At 67.6% G+C, this 15,855-nt stretch carries 13 protein-coding genes; 8 read left to right on the top strand and 5 right to left on the bottom strand.

The window, feature by feature from the left end; all coding sequences use genetic code 11:
* Positions 1 to 6: 6 nt before the first annotated feature.
* From ACFVVK_RS16550 to ACFVVK_RS16535, 4 genes are all read right to left on the bottom strand, one after another.
* On the bottom strand, positions 7 to 1,254 hold the full coding sequence (locus tag ACFVVK_RS16550) for an adenylate/guanylate cyclase domain-containing protein (RefSeq protein WP_390269204.1): 1,248 nt from the start codon (positions 1,252 to 1,254) through the stop codon (positions 7 to 9).
* Positions 1,244 to 1,843: a PH domain-containing protein gene (locus ACFVVK_RS16545; RefSeq protein ID WP_390269201.1), complete on the bottom strand. Its 600-nt coding sequence runs from the start codon at positions 1,841 to 1,843 to the stop codon at positions 1,244 to 1,246. The genes ACFVVK_RS16550 and ACFVVK_RS16545 overlap by 11 nt, the downstream gene beginning before the upstream one ends.
* Positions 1,836 to 2,801: a biotin--[acetyl-CoA-carboxylase] ligase gene (locus tag ACFVVK_RS16540; RefSeq protein WP_390269198.1), complete on the bottom strand. Its 966-nt coding sequence runs from the start codon at positions 2,799 to 2,801 to the stop codon at positions 1,836 to 1,838. Before ACFVVK_RS16540 ends, ACFVVK_RS16545 begins: the two co-directional genes overlap by 8 nt.
* A gap of 70 nt (positions 2,802 to 2,871) precedes the next feature.
* Positions 2,872 to 3,762, bottom strand: a complete 891-nt coding sequence (locus ACFVVK_RS16535) for an SDR family oxidoreductase (RefSeq protein ID WP_390269195.1) — start codon at positions 3,760 to 3,762, stop codon at positions 2,872 to 2,874.
* Between the two features lie 203 nt (positions 3,763 to 3,965).
* Between ACFVVK_RS16535 and ACFVVK_RS16530 the strand changes: the two genes are divergently transcribed.
* The 5 genes from ACFVVK_RS16530 to ACFVVK_RS16510 all read left to right on the top strand — a co-directional run bounded on the left by ACFVVK_RS16530 (position 3,966) and on the right by ACFVVK_RS16510 (position 11,215).
* Positions 3,966 to 5,549 (top strand): acyl-CoA carboxylase subunit beta, encoded by a 1,584-nt coding sequence (locus ACFVVK_RS16530; RefSeq protein ID WP_390269192.1) that lies wholly within the window; start codon positions 3,966 to 3,968, stop codon positions 5,547 to 5,549.
* Entirely contained in the window at positions 5,546 to 5,764 is a 219-nt protein-coding gene (locus ACFVVK_RS16525; protein WP_390269189.1) for an acyl-CoA carboxylase subunit epsilon, read from the top strand. The genes ACFVVK_RS16530 and ACFVVK_RS16525 overlap by 4 nt, the downstream gene beginning before the upstream one ends.
* Positions 5,765 to 5,833: 69 nt before the next feature.
* Positions 5,834 to 7,534 (top strand): DUF885 domain-containing protein, encoded by a 1,701-nt coding sequence (locus tag ACFVVK_RS16520; RefSeq protein ID WP_390269186.1) that lies wholly within the window; start codon positions 5,834 to 5,836, stop codon positions 7,532 to 7,534.
* A 408-nt stretch (positions 7,535 to 7,942) separates the two neighbouring features.
* Entirely contained in the window at positions 7,943 to 9,508 is a 1,566-nt protein-coding gene (locus ACFVVK_RS16515) for an endo-1,3-alpha-glucanase family glycosylhydrolase (RefSeq protein WP_390269183.1), read from the top strand.
* A 261-nt stretch (positions 9,509 to 9,769) separates the two neighbouring features.
* Positions 9,770 to 11,215, top strand: a complete 1,446-nt coding sequence (locus tag ACFVVK_RS16510; RefSeq protein ID WP_390269180.1) for a dicarboxylate/amino acid:cation symporter — start codon at positions 9,770 to 9,772, stop codon at positions 11,213 to 11,215.
* A 138-nt stretch (positions 11,216 to 11,353) separates the two neighbouring features.
* On the opposite strand, the gene ACFVVK_RS16505 is transcribed toward ACFVVK_RS16510, so the two are convergent.
* Positions 11,354 to 11,911 (bottom strand): hypothetical protein, encoded by a 558-nt coding sequence (locus tag ACFVVK_RS16505; protein WP_390269177.1) that lies wholly within the window; start codon positions 11,909 to 11,911, stop codon positions 11,354 to 11,356.
* A gap of 169 nt (positions 11,912 to 12,080) precedes the next feature.
* Between ACFVVK_RS16505 and ACFVVK_RS16500 the strand changes: the two genes are divergently transcribed.
* The 3 genes from ACFVVK_RS16500 to ACFVVK_RS16490 are packed head-to-tail and all read left to right on the top strand — an operon-like array spanning position 12,081 to position 15,801.
* On the top strand, positions 12,081 to 12,476 hold the full coding sequence (locus ACFVVK_RS16500; RefSeq protein ID WP_390269175.1) for a YbjQ family protein: 396 nt from the start codon (positions 12,081 to 12,083) through the stop codon (positions 12,474 to 12,476).
* Between the two features lie 42 nt (positions 12,477 to 12,518).
* Positions 12,519 to 13,244: a TetR/AcrR family transcriptional regulator gene (locus tag ACFVVK_RS16495; protein WP_390269172.1), complete on the top strand. Its 726-nt coding sequence runs from the start codon at positions 12,519 to 12,521 to the stop codon at positions 13,242 to 13,244.
* Position 13,245: 1 nt separating this feature from the next.
* Positions 13,246 to 15,801, top strand: coding sequence for an MMPL family transporter (locus tag ACFVVK_RS16490; protein ID WP_390269169.1), 2,556 nt, complete (start codon positions 13,246 to 13,248; stop codon positions 15,799 to 15,801).
* The last annotated feature ends 54 nt before the right edge of the window (positions 15,802 to 15,855 follow it).

The raw sequence follows: 15,855 nt of genomic DNA, 5'->3' as shown, positions 1-15,855 counted from the left end.
GGGAGCTCAGTCCAGGATCAGGCCCCGGCCGCTGCCGGGCTGCAGCTGCACCGGGTGGATTTCGCCGAACCCGCGGACGTCCTCAGCCGGGCGGGGCACCAGGACGAAGCGTTCGTCCTGCTCCAAGGCTGCTGCGGTCATGGAGTCCACCAGCACACTTCCGGGATCGGCGAGGGCGGTCAGGCGCGCGGCAAGATTGACGGTGGGCCCGTAAATGTCGCCCAGCCGCGACAGGATGCGGCCCCACACCATGGCCACCCGAGCCTGCGGCAGGATCTCGTCCTCCGTGAAGGCGCGGCAAAGGGCAAGCGAAATCTCGGCGCCGGCCGCCGGTGTTTCGGCGATATACAGGACTTCGTCGCCGACCGTTTTGACCAGGCGGCCGCCGCCGACTGAGATGATTTCGGCGCACTTGTTTTCAAAGCGCTGCACCAGCTGGGCCAAGGTCTTCTCGTTCATCCTGCGGGACAGGCTCGTGTAGGACACCAGGTCTGCGAAGCCGACTGCCCGGGCCAGGGGCAGCGGCGCGTCGTCCTCGTCGCCTTCGCGGCCCTCTTCGCTGGACTGCAGTCCGGCTTCGGCCCGGACGGCCAGGCGCTGGACGCCGGCGTTGAGCTGCCGGTGCCAGGAGTAGACGAGCATTTCCTCGAGGGCGTCGATCAGGGACGGGAGCTGGCCAACAAGCTGCTTCCGGGCAACGGCGTCCGGCACCCCCTGCTTCTGGACTATGTCCTCCACCAGGGCCTCGATCTGCCACACCACCATCCGGTCGGTCATCTGGCCGATGGCCCGAGTGATGGAAATGGCGGCTTCCTCGGTGAGCACGCCCTCACGTACCAGGTCCACGATGGTGGACAGGGCCGCCTGGTCGCGCTCGGTGAAGGCGACATCGTCATCGCCCAGGTTGGGAAAGCCGAGGGCGCGCCAAAGTTTCCGGGCCGACAGCAGCGACACCCCGGCGCCAGCGGCGACTTCGCGACGCCGGAGCTTGCGTTCGCCGCCGAGCAGCCGGGCTTCCAGGGCCTTGGCGGCAAGCCGTTCCGCGGACATCGCCCCGGCGGGCGCGGCGGGTTGATCGGCTGGTGCGGCTGCCTGTTCTGCCCAGTCCGCCGTGGCGCCGGCCGGACGGGCCAGGGACTCCGCCGGATCGGCTTCGAAGGCGGCGTCCGAGGCAGCGCCGGACCCGTCGTCGGGTTCCCGGGTTATGCCCGGTGCGGCGAGGTCGGTGTCCTGGTGGACGTTCTCAGCGTTCATCTCTTCCACCTTCTCTCGTCTCCCAGGGCAAGGCCTCGCCCGGGTTGTAGTTCATGCCGCCTGCCTCCGGAACGCCGGCCGGAGGCAGAGCGCCGATGGCGTCAAGCATGAAGTTACGGAATGTCACGACCTCCGGGACGTCAGGAACCACAGTTCCGAGGGGATACCCGGTCTCCAAGGATATATTCCCCGAGCGCAATAGGCGCTGCAACAACGACTGCTCGATGGCCACATGGCGGACTGCCGCGAGCGGAACCTGCTCATCGCGCTTCCGTAACATGCCGTAGCGGGTAACTAAGCGCTGGCTGGTGAGGATATAGCGCGTGGCCTGCCACCTCAGGACCCGCGGGAGGCAATAGCCCAGCAGCACCCAGGCCGCCAACCCCACGCACACCCCAATCAGCCACGGCGTCCATTGCCTGGGGATGAGAGGCACCAGCTTCGCCGGGCCCCCCTTGACCACCCAGGCACAGGCGTACGCCGCCAACGCCGGGACGACGACGAACACCAGCCCCGGGACGATCAGCATCCTGGGCTGGGGCCGGGTCAGCACAATCACTTGCTCTCCCGGCAGGAGCACTTTACGCATAACCGCTTTCTGCTCCGCCGGCGGAGCCCTCCGCGCCCTGGCCCTTAACGGCGGCGCCCTGCTCGCCGGTGCCGGCCGGCTTCCACGGCCGCAGGTGCACGACGTCGCCGGCGGTCACCACATGTTCGTGGCCCGTCGCGTCGACCACCAGGAGCGAACCATATTCGTCCAGGCGTGTGGCGTGGCCGATGATCTCGTGGTCGCCGGGGAGCTGGGCCCGGACCTGCTTGCCGAGAGTCGTCAGCAGGTGCTCCAGCCTCTTGTGCAGCGAGGGGCCACCGGCCAGGCCCGCGGAGGGGTCGCCGTCGGCGTTGCAAAAACTCCGGTACAGCGTGGTGAAGCGGGACAGGTAACTCTTCAGGAGTTCGGTCCTGTCCACCGTCTCGGGGTTCTCGAGCAGCACGGACGTGGCGGTGGGGACCGGGAGTTCGTGCTCCGTCAGCGTGACGTTCAGGCCGATCCCTAGGACGACCGGCGGCGTGCCGCCGCCGCCGAGCGGGCCGAGCTGGGCGAGGATGCCCGCGATTTTCCGGCCGCGCACCAGGACGTCGTTGGGCCATTTGAGGTCCGCCGGAAGGCCGGCCGTTTCCGTCAGGGCCTCGCGCAGGGCAAGGGCGGCCAGCAGGGACAGCCAGGAGTAGCTATCCGTCGGCAGCGGCCGGCCGTCCGCGTTGACCGGCCGGAGCACCAGCGAGACGGAGACGGAGCTGCGCGCCGGCGCCTCCCAGCGGCGGTCGAGCCGGCCGCGCGCGGCGGTTTGGTATTCGGCGGCCAGCACCGACAGGTCCGGCCAGGCGGCGGGATCCTCGCTCACGCCGCGGAGGAGATCGGCGTTGGTGGAGCCGGTGGACTCCACCACCGTCAGGTGCGGAATTCCGTTGGCCAACAGGAATGCCTCATTGCTCAGGGCGTTGAGGTCCAGGGGCGGACGGTCCGGGGTTTCCTGCACGGCTTCCATGCTTGAATCCTACCGAGGAAAGCGCGGCCCGGCTCCCGGCGTGGGACTCCCCGCTGTTGCCCCGGCGGGCTCAGAGGAAGATGTCAGGGACCAGCCGGTCCTCCGGCGCCCCGAGGCTGTACGGGCTGAAGTCCGTCACGCCGGCCGCCGCAAGGACCTGCTCGTCGGTATAGAAATTTCCGCTGCGGCTGCCGCCTTCGGGCACCGCGTTGCCGCCGGTCAGCACGGCGTGGGCGGCATCGGCCATGATTTCCGGGCCGCGGGCGCCCTTGACGATCACGTCGCCGCCGGGCATGTTGCGGATGGCCGCGGTGTCGATCAGGGTGCACGGCCAGAGCGAGTTCACGCTGACGCCGTCGGCCTTGAGCTCCTCGGCCAGGCCCAGGGTGGTCAGGCTCATGCCGTATTTGGCCATGGTGTAGGCCAGGTGCAGGCCGGCCCACTTGGGGTCCAGGTTCAGGGGCGGGGAGAGTGTCAGGATGTGCCCGTCCCCGGAGGCCCGCAGGGCCGGAAGCGCCAGCTTGGAGAGCAGGAACGTACCCCGGACGTTGATGTCCTGCATCAGGTCGTAGCGCTTCATGTCCACGGTGTCCGTCGGTGAGAGGTCGATCGCCGAGGCGTTGTTGACGACGACGTCGATCCCGCCGAAGCGGTCCACGGCGGCGCCGACGGCGCCGGCAATGTCGGCGTCGTTGCGGACGTCGCCGACCAGCGGCAACGCCCGGCCGCCGGCGGCCTCGATCTGTTCGGCCGCCGTGTAGACGGTGCCTTCCAGCGTGGCGTGGGGCCGGCCCGTTTTGGCCAGAAGCACCACGTTGGCGCCGTCCCGGGCTGCACGCAGCGCGATGGCCAGGCCAATGCCGCGGCTGCCGCCGGAGATAAGGAGGGTGCGGTCCCGAAGTGACCCGGCCGCCCGATAAGGCCCGGAGGCTGGGCCCAAAGCGTCGTTGCTTGAAGTCATGAGCACACTCTAGCCGACGGTTGTTACTGGCCGGTAACATCGCCGCGGCAGGAACCTGCGGCAGGAAAATTGTAGGGTTCCTACAGCCGCAGCGGCCAATACCGTCACTAGACTTGCCAGCAGAGCCCTGCTTTTGTGTATTCCAGCCAAAGGACCACGCTGTCGGGCGCCGAACAAGCTAGCGACAGAGCCGGAGACACTTGATGAGCCACGATCTGACCACGACTGCGGGAAAGATTGCAGACTTCCGCGACCGCCAGGCCCGTTCCGCGCAGCCCTCCGGCCCGGAAGCGGTGGTCAAGCAGCATGCGCGCGGCAAGGGCACCGCCCGCGAGCGCATCGACCTGCTGCTGGACGCCGGTTCATTCGTCGAATTCGATGCTCTGGCGGTGCACCGCTCCACCGCGTTCGGCATGGAGAAAAAGAAACCGCTGGGCGACGGCCTCGTCTCGGGCTACGGCACGGTGGACGGCCGGCCGGTCGCCGTCTACAGCCAGGACTTCTCGGTCTACGGCGGCTCCCTGAGCCAGGTCAACGGCGAGAAAATCGTCAAGGTCCAGGAGTTCGCGCTGCGCAACGGCTGCCCCGTGGTCGGCATCCTCGACGGCGGCGGCGCCCGCATCCAGGAGGGCGTGGCCTCCCTGGCGATGTTCGCCGACATCTTCCGAAACAACGTCCATGCTTCCGGCGTGGTCCCGCAGATCTCCCTCATCATGGGCCCCTCCGCCGGCGGCGCGGCCTACTCCCCCGCACTGACCGACTACGTGGTCATGGTGGACAAGACATCCCACATGTTCATCACCGGCCCGGATGTCATCAAGACCGTCACGGGCGAGGACGTGGACATGGAGACCCTGGGCGGCGCGCGCCAGCACAACGCCACCACCGGCACCTCGACCTACCTGGCCGCGGACGAGGCGGACGCCATCGAGTTCGTCCGCGAGCTGCTGGACTTCCTGCCCTCGAACAACCTCGCCGAAGCCCCGGTGCTCCAACACCAGCAGGAACTGGAGATCGATGACGAGGACCTCGCCCTCGACCTGCTGATCCCGGACTCCGCGAACCAGCCCTACGACATGCGCAAGGTCATCGAGCAGCTCGTGGACGACGCTCACTTCCTGGAGATGCAGTCCCTCTATGCGCCCAACGTGATCATCGGCTACGGCCGGGTCGAGGGGCACACGGTGGGCATCGTGGCCAACCAGCCCACGCAGTTCGCCGGCACCCTGGACATTGCCGCGTCGGAGAAGGCCGCCCGCTTTGTCCGCCACTGCGACGCTTTCAACATCCCCATCATCACCCTGGTGGATGTGCCCGGCTTCCTGCCCGGCAAGGACCAGGAATTCCAGGGCATCATCCGCCGCGGCGCGAAGCTGCTGTACGCCTATGCCGAGGCCACCGTGCCCAAGCTGACCGTGATCACCCGCAAGGCCTACGGCGGAGCGTACATCGTGATGGGTTCCAAGAAGCTCGGCGCGGACCTCAACCTCGCCTGGCCCACCGCCCAGATCGGCGTCATGGGAGCCCAGGGCGCGGTCAACATCCTGTACCGCCGCGAACTCGCCTCGGTGGCCGAGGCCGGCGGCGACGTCGAAGCCAAACGCGGCGAGGTGATCCGCCAGTACGAGGAAGAGCTGCTTAACCCCTACCAGGCGGCCCAGCTGGGCTACGTGGACGCGGTCATCGCCCCGTCGGAGACCCGCGTGCAGATCATCAAGGGCCTGCGCGCCCTCCGGGACAAGCGGGCCGCACTGCCCGCCAAGAAGCACGGGAACATCCCGCTGTGACCGGGCCCGAGACCGAGCCCGAAGTCTTGTTCTCCGTTGCCAAGGGCGAACCGACGCCGGAAGAGCTGGCCGCGCTGACCGCCGTCGTACTGTCCCTGGGGCAGGCACCGCAGGCAGCACCGGAGAAACCCGGCGTACGCCACTGGGTCCGCCGGCAGCAGCTTCGGCTGGCACCGAAGCCGGGTCCGGACGCCTGGCGCCGCAGCCTCGGCTGAACGGCGCGCCGGCCGGAAAAAAGTTCAGTAACTCTTTCATAGCCGGTGCGGCCGGGCTAGTCTCGTCGGGTGACTACCGACACAATTGCCTCAGACGACACTGCCCCCGCGCGCCAGCGAACGGCCATCGACGCCGTCGCCGACGCCTACACGGACACCCTCATCCGGCTTAATCCGAGCTTCGCCACCGAGCTCGGCCTGCCCGGGCATGAGACCGAGTACCAGGACTTCTCCCCCTCGGGCCACGAGGAATTCGCCGCCGCGGCGCGTGAGACCCTCGCAGCGCTGGAGGGGCTGGAGCCGGTGGACGACGTCGACGCCGTGACGCTCGACGCGATGCGCGAGCGGCTGGGACTGCAGCTGGAAATCCACGAATCGGGCTGGCACACGGCGGATCTGAACAACATCGCTTCGCCGCCCCAGGACATCCGCGCGATTTTCGACCTTATGCCGACGGACACGGCCGAGCAGTGGGATCACATCGCCGGCCGGGCCCACAATGTCCCGGCCGCGATCGACAGTTACATTGAGTCGCTGCGCTCGGCGATGCAGGACGGCAAGGTGGCCGCAGCCCGCCAGGTGTCGATCGTGGTCGAACAGGCCACCAAGCACGCCGCGGATGACGGCTTCTTCGCGAAACTCGCCGCAGGTGCAAAGACCGCGGAAGGCCCGCTGCCCGCGGGCGTGCAGTCAAAGCTCGACGCCGGTGCTGCCGCCGCGCGCGCGGCCTACGCCCGGCTGGCCGGCTTCCTGGAGTCCGAACTGCTGCCCGTCGCCCCCGCCAAGGATGCGGTGGGACGCGAGCGCTACGCCCTGGCCTCCCGCGACTTCCTCGGCGCCACGGTGGATCTGGAGGAAACCTACGCCTGGGGCGTGCAGGAGCTTGACCGCCTCATCGCCGAACAGGAGCGGGTGGCCGCAGAGATCCGTCCCGGCGCCACGATCGAGGAAGCCAAGGAAGTCCTGAACACCGACCCCGCTCGGCAGCTCAAGGGCACCGACGCCCTCCAGGCCTGGATGCAGGGGCTCTCCGACAAGGCCGTGGCCGATCTCGCGGGCGTGCACTTCGACATCCCGGAGGTCATGAAGACCCTGGAGTGCAGGATCGCTCCGACCGACGAAGGCGGCATCTACTACACGGGGCCCTCGGACGATTTCAGCCGGCCGGGCCGCATGTGGTGGTCCGTCCCGCCGGGCGAGGACACCTTCACCACCTGGGCTGAAACCACCACGGTCTACCACGAGGGGGTGCCGGGCCACCACCTCCAGGTCGCCACCGCAACCTACCGCCGCGAGCTGCTGAACAAGTGGCGCCGGAACGTCTGCTGGACGTCAGGGCACGGTGAAGGCTGGGCCCTGTACGCAGAGAAGCTCATGCAGGAACTGGGCTACCTCAAGGACCCGGGCGACCACATGGGCATGTTGGACGCCCAGCGCATGCGCGCGGCCCGGGTGGTGTTCGACATCGGCGTGCACCTTGAGCTGGAGGTCCCCGAGCGCTGGGGCTCAGGAACGTGGACCCCGGACAAGGGCTATGAGTTCCTGAAGCAGAACCTTGCCATCAGCGAAGGGCAGCTGAAATTCGAGTTCACCCGCTACCTCGGCTGGCCGGGACAGGCACCCTCCTACAAGGTGGGCCAGCGGCTCTGGGAACAGATCCGGGCCGAGCTCGAAACCCGCCCGGATTTCGACCTTAAGGCCTTCCATACCAAGGCTCTGAATATGGGCTCGGTTGGCCTCGACACCCTCAGGAGCGCCCTCGTCGGGTAAAACCGAGACCTAAACGTGTCCTCATTCCGGGCGTTTTCCTAGGTGAAGTAGTCCGAATTGTGATATTCGACTATTATCTGGGTGACACATTTTCCGGGTTTTAGTTGACCCACGTCGGTGGCTGGGGCTGCGACGCAAAATGCTGGCTGTTTCCGCCGTTTCGGCTGGGTCGCCATCAGGTAAGAATGGCCGCGTCCGCGGCCCCCTGTTCCTGATTGTCAAGGCATGCGCGTGGGCATTGGCCGCCCAGGCACGTCGCAGCCCTTCTCTTGCGCGCATTCCGGGAGTTATTCCGCGCCTCGGTCTCAGGTGCAGCTGTTTTCCACAACGGATTCCGTGTGAATAACCCGTACCCGCGTCCGGCTATCACCGGCCGAAATGCACAAAGACCCCATATTGGAGCACCCAATGAGGAAATTTGCCTCGACCCTGAGACCACCAACCGCCGTAGCGCTGCGTGCGCGGACCGGGGGGCGCAAGCGTGCCGCCGGCTCGCTCGTGGCGACCGCCGTCCTCGCCGCCGTTGCGACGGTCAGCGCCCCGGCACCCGCGACAGCGGCACCAGTGGCCGCCGCACCGTCGGCGGCACCGCTTGCCACTACAACACTCTGCAACCCCCTGCCGATCAGCCTGCCTGCCCCGGCGAACCGGCACACGTCAGCAAAGAAAGCCTGGGCATACTACTTCCCGCCTTTCCCGCTCTCGGTGGATGCTGATCCGCTCCGCGACAGCTACAACAACTGGTTCAACTCCCATAACTCCACGGGCGGCGCTTATGACCTGAGGGACCGTCCGCAGCTTCGTCAGCGCGCCACCCAGACGAACTGGCGGCAGGTCGACTTCGAACAGGAGGTCCGGCAGGCCGTCGACGCCGGCCTGGACGGATTCATTTGGGAATACCACACCTCAAGTGACGTTCGCTGGAACCAGCTGCCGGCCATGCTCGCCGCCGCCAAAGCGGTGGATCCGGGCTTCAAGATCATGCTGAGTCCGGACTTTAACCTCGCTGCCGGATCCACCTCGGACAGCGTCTACAACGACGTCATGAAGGTGAAGGACGACCCGGCCATCTACCGGAATGCTGCCGGCATCGTGCTCGCACCGTTCTACCCGGAGCGCAAGACGCCCTCCTGGTGGGACGGGCTTCGGAGCCGCCTCGCCTCCTCCGGCGTTAAGACAAACCTCGTTCCAATCTTCATCACCTGGGGCGGCGGGACGCAAAAGATGGACTGGAACAACTCAGTGTCAGGCTATTCGGAGTGGGGCACGCGGATCGCCAGTAACGTTCCGGTCCTCGCCAAGGAAAGCGCCGAGGCCCACCGCCGCGGCAAGACCTACATGCAGCCTGTGGCGTTCGAGGATTCCCGGGCCTATGCCGGGAAATACTGGGAGTCATCCAACAGTTCCACCCTTCGTGATTCACTCATGACCGCAATCAACAGCAACGCGGACTCGGTCGCCCTCATGACCTGGAACGACTACACGGAATCCTGGGTAGCTCCCTCCAAACAACGCGGTTACGCTGTCATGGACATGGCCGCGTACTACATCTCGTGGTTCAAGAGCGGCGTCAAGCCGACCGTGACCCAGGATGCGCTGTACTGGAACCACCGGTCGCAGACAACGAATGCGCCGTACTCGAAGACCCCTCTCGGCCGCAACGGCAAACCCGCGCCCATGTTCATCCCCAACGGCGACGCGGCAAAGAACGAGGTGGAACTTGTGGCCGTGTTGAAGACTCCTGGCCGCCTGACCATCACGCAGGGAAGCAACGTCAAGACGATGGATGCCCCGGCCGGACTCACGTCCTTCAAGGTTCCGCTCGTGGCTGGCACTACCCCGTCTTTCAAGCTCTCCCGCAGCGGGACGACGGTTCAAACGGTTACCAGCAACGCCCCGGTGCGCTCCTCCGTGGTCTACCAAGACATGATCTACCACGCAGGCGGCGGCGTCGCAGCCGCCTGCGCCCGCTAGGTCCTAGCGCGGGTGTGCAGTTCCCGGCAGTGTTTCCGTGAATCATTGCCGCGAACTGCACACTCGCGCATGGCCGTCGGGGATGCCGCTGCCCCCGCTTTGCGGTGAGACAATGGCCACACGTCGGGAAGGAATAACTTCACAAACGCCCGGAACCGCGCGGAGAATGCCGGGAGTCCGCGCCGCGGCCCCGTTTGTTACGCTGTAACATTTCTCAACATCCGTTCGTCGTGATAACGGCGCCGGCCCTAGCGTGATCCGGTGACCACTCAAACAAGCACCCCCGCACCTGCTGGAAAGACCGGGTTCCAGCTGCCCAAATGGGCCGGATCGTTCGGTTTCCAGATCATCGCCGCCCTGATCGTCGGCCTGGGCCTCGGCCTCCTGGCCAAGTACACCGGCAGCACCAAGACGAACCCCAACGCCCTCGGCGCCACGCTGCAGACCATCGGTTCGAGCTACGTCTCGCTGCTGCAGACCGCCGTGGTCCCCCTCATTTTCACCGCCGTCGTCAGCTCCATCTCCAACCTGCGCGCAGTCTCCAACGCCGCCCGGCTGGCGTGGAACACGCTGCTCTGGTTCGCCATCACTTCCCTGATCGCCGTGCTGATCGGGATCGGGCTCGGCGTGCTGCTGCAGCCCGGCGCCGGCACCGGCATCAGCCAGGAAGCCACGTACGCCGGCAAGTCCGGCGACTGGTGGGCCTTCCTCATCGGGCTCTTCCCCAAGAACTTCCTGGGCCTCGGGGCGAGCACCACTGTCACCGACGGCGTCGCCACCACCGCGGTGAGCTTCAACGTGCTCCAGATCCTGGTGATCGCGATCGCCGTCGGCATCGCCGCGCTCAAGGTGGGCAAGGCCGCCGAGCCGTTCCTGAACCTCAACGCCTCAGCCCTCGCCGTCATCCAGAAGGTCCTCTGGTGGATCATCCGGATCGCGCCGCTCGGCACCGTCGGCCTGATCGGCAACGCCGTGGCCGTCTACGGCTGGGACACCATCGGTTCGCTCGGCAAGTTCACCGTGGCGATCTACATCGGACTGGCGCTGGTGCTGTTCGTGGTCTACCCGGTCCTGGTCCGCAGCCACGGTCTGTCCGTCAAGCAGTACTTTTCCGGCGTGTGGCCGGCAGTCCAGCTGGCGTTCGTCTCCCGCTCCTCCATCGGCACCCTGCCGCTGACGCAGCGCGTGACGGAACGGAACCTGGGCGTCCCCCGCGCCTACGCCTCCTTCGCCGTGCCGCTCGGTGCGACCACCAAGATGGACGGCTGCGCCGCGATCTACCCGGCCATCGCAGCGATCTTCGTGGCCCAGTTCTTCGGCATCCAGCTTGATTTCACCCAGTACCTGCTCATCGCACTGGTCTCCGTGCTCGGCTCGGCCGCGACCGCCGGAACCACGGGCGCCGTCGTCATGCTGACGCTGACGCTCTCCACGCTGGGACTGCCGCTGGCCGGCGTCGGCCTGCTGCTGGCGATCGACCCGATCCTGGACATGGGCCGCACCGCCGTGAACGTGGCCGGCCAGGCCCTGATCCCGGCGATCGTCTCCAAGCGCCAGGGCATCCTGGACGAGTCACTCTACAACGCGGCGCGCAACGGCGATCCGTTCAGCGACGATGTGGCCGGCGGCGCTGCCACTGCCCCTTCCGCCGCCACCGCGGCAACGGGTTCGACGGCGGACCGCGAACTGGTAGACGCCAAGGCCTAAGCCACGGCGCACCGGCTGTGCGGGGCCAATGCGGCCAGAACGACGGCGGGGTCCCCGGAATTTTCCGGGGACCCCGCCGTCGTTTTGGCTTTAATTGCTGCTCTCCATGCTGCTTTTTCCAGGAGGCAGGGCGGCCCGTCAGCGTCCGCCGATCACACCCTTTTCGGCCGCCTTGGTGACGGCATCGGCTTCGGCCTGGGTCAGGGTGCCGTCCTTCACGGCCTGGTCCAGCCGCGGCTTCAGCGCGGCGGCGTGCTTGGCGTGCTCGGCGGCGCGGAGTTCCTCAAGGGCGGCAGTGACCTTGGCTTCATCGATGCCGAGCGATTTTGCCAGGGAGGCGGCAAAGGCCTTTTCCTTCGCGGCGCGGTCCGGGCGCTGCTGCCCCTCGGCCGGCGGGGTGGCGGGCTTGTTGGCGTCGCGGAAGGCTTTCAGGGCGTCGGTGAGCTTGGTCTGGTCGACGCCCAGCTTTGCGGCGAGTTCCGAGGCACCGGCGCCGAACGCCGCACCGCTGTGGCCGTGACGGCCGCCGTGCAGGCCGTGGCCGTCGGCGAAGTGGTCTCCCGGCGCGGCGGAAGTGGGGGCCGGCGTGGGGCTGGGCGTTGCGGTGGCCGATGCGATCCCGGCGACTCCGATCCCGGCGCCAAGCGCCACGGCTGCGGCACCAAGGCTGAGCGCGATTCTGGCTGTGCGTGACATGTGCTGTCTCCTGGATCTGCCGCGCAGTGACGGCGCTGTAGCTGTTAGTCTTCCGGGCAAGTCTGCTCCATGAGCCTCTCCAGTCTGCACCTGCGCAAGCAGAGATAGCTGTTTCCCAGCTTTCATGTTCCTGTGAATCTTGCTGTGAAAACTGGATAGGCTCTGGGACATGCTGATCGTTACCTCGAACGACATCCCGGGCCACCGGATCGACGCCGTGTTCGGCGAGGTCATGGGCCTGACCGTCCGCTCGCGGGACATCACCGCCCAGGTTGTGGCCGGCTTCCGGTCCTTGGCCGGCGGAGAGGTGCTGGAAATGACCCGGGCCCTCTACGACAGCCGGCGGGACGTCATGGCCCGGATGGTGGCAGAAGCCGAACAGCGCGGCGCCAACGCCATCATCGCGATGCGCTTCGATACGTCCGCGATCGGAACGAATTGGACGGAAATCTGCGCTTACGGCACCGCCGTCTTTGCCATCCCGCTGACCCGGGACGAGCCGGGCGCCACGGGCCAGTCGATCTACCTGACCTCCGGGGACGCAGCACCCGCGCCCCGGCCCTGACCATACTTGCCCAGAGTGCAAACATGCACGTAGTGTAAGCGCGTGCCTTCAACCCCTTCTCCTGCAGATGCACCGCCTGCGGCATCGGGCCAGTCTTCCGGTGACCCCCGCCAGCCCGAACCTGTCCCTTCGCGCCGCGAACTGAACAAGGCGGCCACCCGGCAGGCCATCACGGACGCCGCCATGGACCTGCTCCGGACGCGCGGTCCCGGAAACTTCACGGTGGAGGACATCGCTGACGCGGCCGGGATCTCCCGCCGCACGTTCTTCAACTACTTCGGCAGCACCGAGGCAGCACTGGCCTCGGTGACGTTCGGCTTCCTGGACACGGCGCTCCAGCAGTTCCGGCTGCGGCCCGCCGGCGAACCCATCCTGGAGTCGGCCCGCGCGGCCCTGGTTGAACTGGCCGATCCCATGACCGTGGCACCGGTGGCCGAGCTCTACAGCCTGGGCCAGACCAATCCCCAGCTCAACCGCTCCGAACTCGAGGCCTGGGACCACTGCACCGGACAGATCATCGACGCCGCCCGCGAACGCTTTGCGCTAACCGCCGGCGGAGACATTGACGAACTGTATCTGCGCGCCCTCGCCGGCTCCATCATCTCCTGCGGCAAGGCGGCCCTGGACGTCTGGTTCGCCCGCCGCGGCGGCGACCTCGGCCCGGCCTCGCTGGCCGCCCTCCGCCAACTCCTGATCGACTCCATGGGCCTGCTCGGTTCCGGCTTCGCATCCCACTCCCCCGCCACCCCTTCCCCAGATCGGCACTGACATGGCTCTTTTGCTCTATCGTCTCGGCAAGTTCTCCTACCGTCACCGCTGGCTCGTCATTTCCCTCTGGCTCGCCGTCCTGGTGGCCGTCGGCGGCGCTGCGGCAGCCTTCCACGGCACCATGTCCAACAACTTCCAGATTCCCGGCACGGAAACCCAGCAGATGGCGGACAAGCTGAAGCGGGAACTGCCCAAGTCCTCCGGCGGGTCGGCCGGCATTGTGTTCGAGGTGCCGAACGGCCAGTTCACGCCGGCCGGGAAGGACGCGGTCTCAGCGGCCCTGGCCAAGCTGAAGACGCTCCCGGATGTTCAAGGCACCGTGGATCCGTTCGCCACCCAGGCCCAGCTGGACAAGGCCATCACGGACCTTGCCGCCGGGGAGCGGCAGGCCTCCGAAGGGAAGGCGCAACTGGACGCTTCGGCCGCGCAGCTGGCCTCGGGCAAGGCCCAACTGGCCGCAGCCGAGCAGCAGATGGCCGCAGCCGGCCTGTCCCCGGAGGCGATCGACGCCCAACTCGGCCAGCAGAAGGCCGCCCTGGCCACGGGTCAGGCAAAGCTCGACGCCGGGACGAAGGAACTCGGGGCCGGTACGGCCAGGCTTGCCCTGGCCAAGCGCCAGCTTGAGGCCTCGCAGGGCATGCGGTTCGTTTCCGAGGACGGCACGGCGGCGATCGCACAGGTCCAGTTCAAGACCTCGATCAACGGGCTCGCCCCCGCTGTGCGCCAACAGGTCCAGGACATCGCCCACGAGGTCTCCTCCGCTGGCGTGACCGCGCTGGCCAGCAAGGAAATCACCGAGGACGTCTCGGAGCTGTTTGGCATTTCCGAGATCCTCGGCATCGCCATCGCGGCTCTGGTGCTCATCGTCATGCTGGGAACGCTCATCGCCGCCGGGCTCCCCCTCCTGATGGCCCTGGTGGGTGTGGCAGTGGGCGTCGGCGGCACCTTCGCCCTCAGCGGCGCCGTCGACATGAGTTCCATCTCCCCGATGCTGGCCCTCATGCTGGGCCTCGCCGTGGGCATCGATTACTCGCTCTTCATCGTCAACCGGCACCGCGGCCAGCTCCTGGCCGGCATGGACGGCGAGGAATCCGTGGCCCTCGCCACCGGCACCTCCGGCAACGCCGTGCTGTTCGCGGGCCTGACGGTCATCATCGCCCTCGCGGCCCTCGTCATTCCGGGGCTCCCCTTCCTGGCCGTCATGGGCCTGTCCGCCGCCGCAACGGTGGCAGTCGCCGTCGTCGTCGCTTTGACGCTCACCCCGGCCGTGCTGTCCCTCATCGGCCCCAGGCTCATTTCCCGCCGCGCCTGGGCCAAGGCGGAGAAGCACAACGCCGCTCCCGCCCATGAGAGGGAGGACCGCGCCCGGGACGAACGCCGCAGCACCCGCGGCTGGGGCGGCCTCGTCACCCGGCACCCCATCCTGGCGCTGCTGGCCGGTGTCCTGCTGCTGGGCATCGTGGCGCTGCCGGCCAGCCAGCTGCGGCTCGCGCTGCCCGACGGCGGGTCCGAGCCCGTCGAGTCGCAGGCATTCAAGGCCTACGACGTCACCGGCCGCAGCTTCGGCGAGGGCATGACGGGCCCGATCGTGGTGGTGGGCGACTTCCCCGCAGGGCTTAGCGAAGCCGAAGCCGCAGCCAAGCAGCTCGACGTCGCCGACATCCTCCGCGGCACGGCCAACGTCACCGCCGCGGTTCCGGTGGCCCTGAGCGAGGACCGCCGCACCGCGGTGTTCCAGGTCATTCCCCGGGAGGGTCCCGCCAGCGCCAGCACGGTCAAGGTGGTCTCCGACCTGCGCGCCGAAAAGAACCAGATCAAGGACGCCACCGGCGTCAGCATCGGCCTCACGGGCCAGACGGCCGGCAACATCGACGTCTCCACGAAGCTCGGCGACGCCCTGCCCCCGTACCTGGCAATCGTCGTCGGACTCTCGCTGATCCTGCTGCTGCTCGTCTTCCGCTCGATCGTGGTGCCGCTGCTGGCCACGGGCGGCTTCCTGCTCTCGCTCGCGGCCGCCTTCGGAGCCGTCGTCGCGGTCTACCAGTGGGGCTGGCTGGGCACCGTGTTCGGCGTCGAAAACCCGGGCGCCGTGCTGAGCTTCCTGCCGATCATCCTGATCGGAGTGCTGTTCGGCCTGGCCATGGACTACCAGGTGTTCATCACCTCGGGAATGCGTGAATCGTTCATGCACGGAGAGCCGGCCAGGCACGCGGTCCGCACCGGCTTCAGCCATGCCGCGTCCGTGGTCACCGCGGCCGCCATCATCATGGTCAGCGTCTTCGCCGGCTTCATCTTCTCGCACCTGAACATGGTCCGGCCGCTGGGCTTCGCCATGGCCTTCGGCGTGCTGGTGGACGCCTTCGTGGTCCGCATGACGATCGTCCCCGCCGTGATGTACCTGCTCGGCGACAAGGCGTGGTGGCTGCCCCGCTGGCTGAACCGGGTCCTGCCGGACGTCGACGTCGAGGGCGCGAAGCTCCGCCAGCCGGCACCGGCCGCGGCGGCCTCGCCCGAAGCCGAACCGGAAGCGGAGCCTGAGGAGGTCGCCGCGCGCTGAGGTTCTCAGGGGCAGCGCGGATCCATGCCGGAGCCCGTCAACTAGGCTGGAGCC

It is taken from the genome of Arthrobacter sp. NPDC058192, from assembly GCF_042883665.1.
GTDB lineage: Bacteria > Actinomycetota > Actinomycetes > Actinomycetales > Micrococcaceae > Arthrobacter.
Note: the sequence above shows the minus strand (reverse complement) of the source record. Positions and strands in the feature narration are given on the sequence as shown.

What these genes read in the sequence shown, in the direction of transcription:
- ACFVVK_RS16550 (WP_390269204.1), bottom strand. Translation starts at nt 1,254, where the DNA reads ATGAACGCTGAGAACGTCCACCAGGACACCGACCTCGCCGCACCGGGC.
- ACFVVK_RS16545 (WP_390269201.1), bottom strand. Translation starts at nt 1,843, where the DNA reads ATGCGTAAAGTGCTCCTGCCGGGAGAGCAAGTGATTGTGCTGACCCGG.
- ACFVVK_RS16540 (WP_390269198.1), bottom strand. Translation starts at nt 2,801, where the DNA reads ATGGAAGCCGTGCAGGAAACCCCGGACCGTCCGCCCCTGGACCTCAAC.
- ACFVVK_RS16535 (WP_390269195.1), bottom strand. Translation starts at nt 3,762, where the DNA reads ATGACTTCAAGCAACGACGCTTTGGGCCCAGCCTCCGGGCCTTATCGG.
- ACFVVK_RS16530 (WP_390269192.1), top strand. Translation starts at nt 3,966, where the DNA reads ATGAGCCACGATCTGACCACGACTGCGGGAAAGATTGCAGACTTCCGC.
- ACFVVK_RS16515 (WP_390269183.1), top strand. Translation starts at nt 7,943, where the DNA reads ATGAGGAAATTTGCCTCGACCCTGAGACCACCAACCGCCGTAGCGCTG.
- ACFVVK_RS16505 (WP_390269177.1), bottom strand. Translation starts at nt 11,911, where the DNA reads ATGTCACGCACAGCCAGAATCGCGCTCAGCCTTGGTGCCGCAGCCGTG.
- ACFVVK_RS16500 (WP_390269175.1), top strand. Translation starts at nt 12,081, where the DNA reads ATGCTGATCGTTACCTCGAACGACATCCCGGGCCACCGGATCGACGCC.
- ACFVVK_RS16490 (WP_390269169.1), top strand. Translation starts at nt 13,246, where the DNA reads ATGGCTCTTTTGCTCTATCGTCTCGGCAAGTTCTCCTACCGTCACCGC.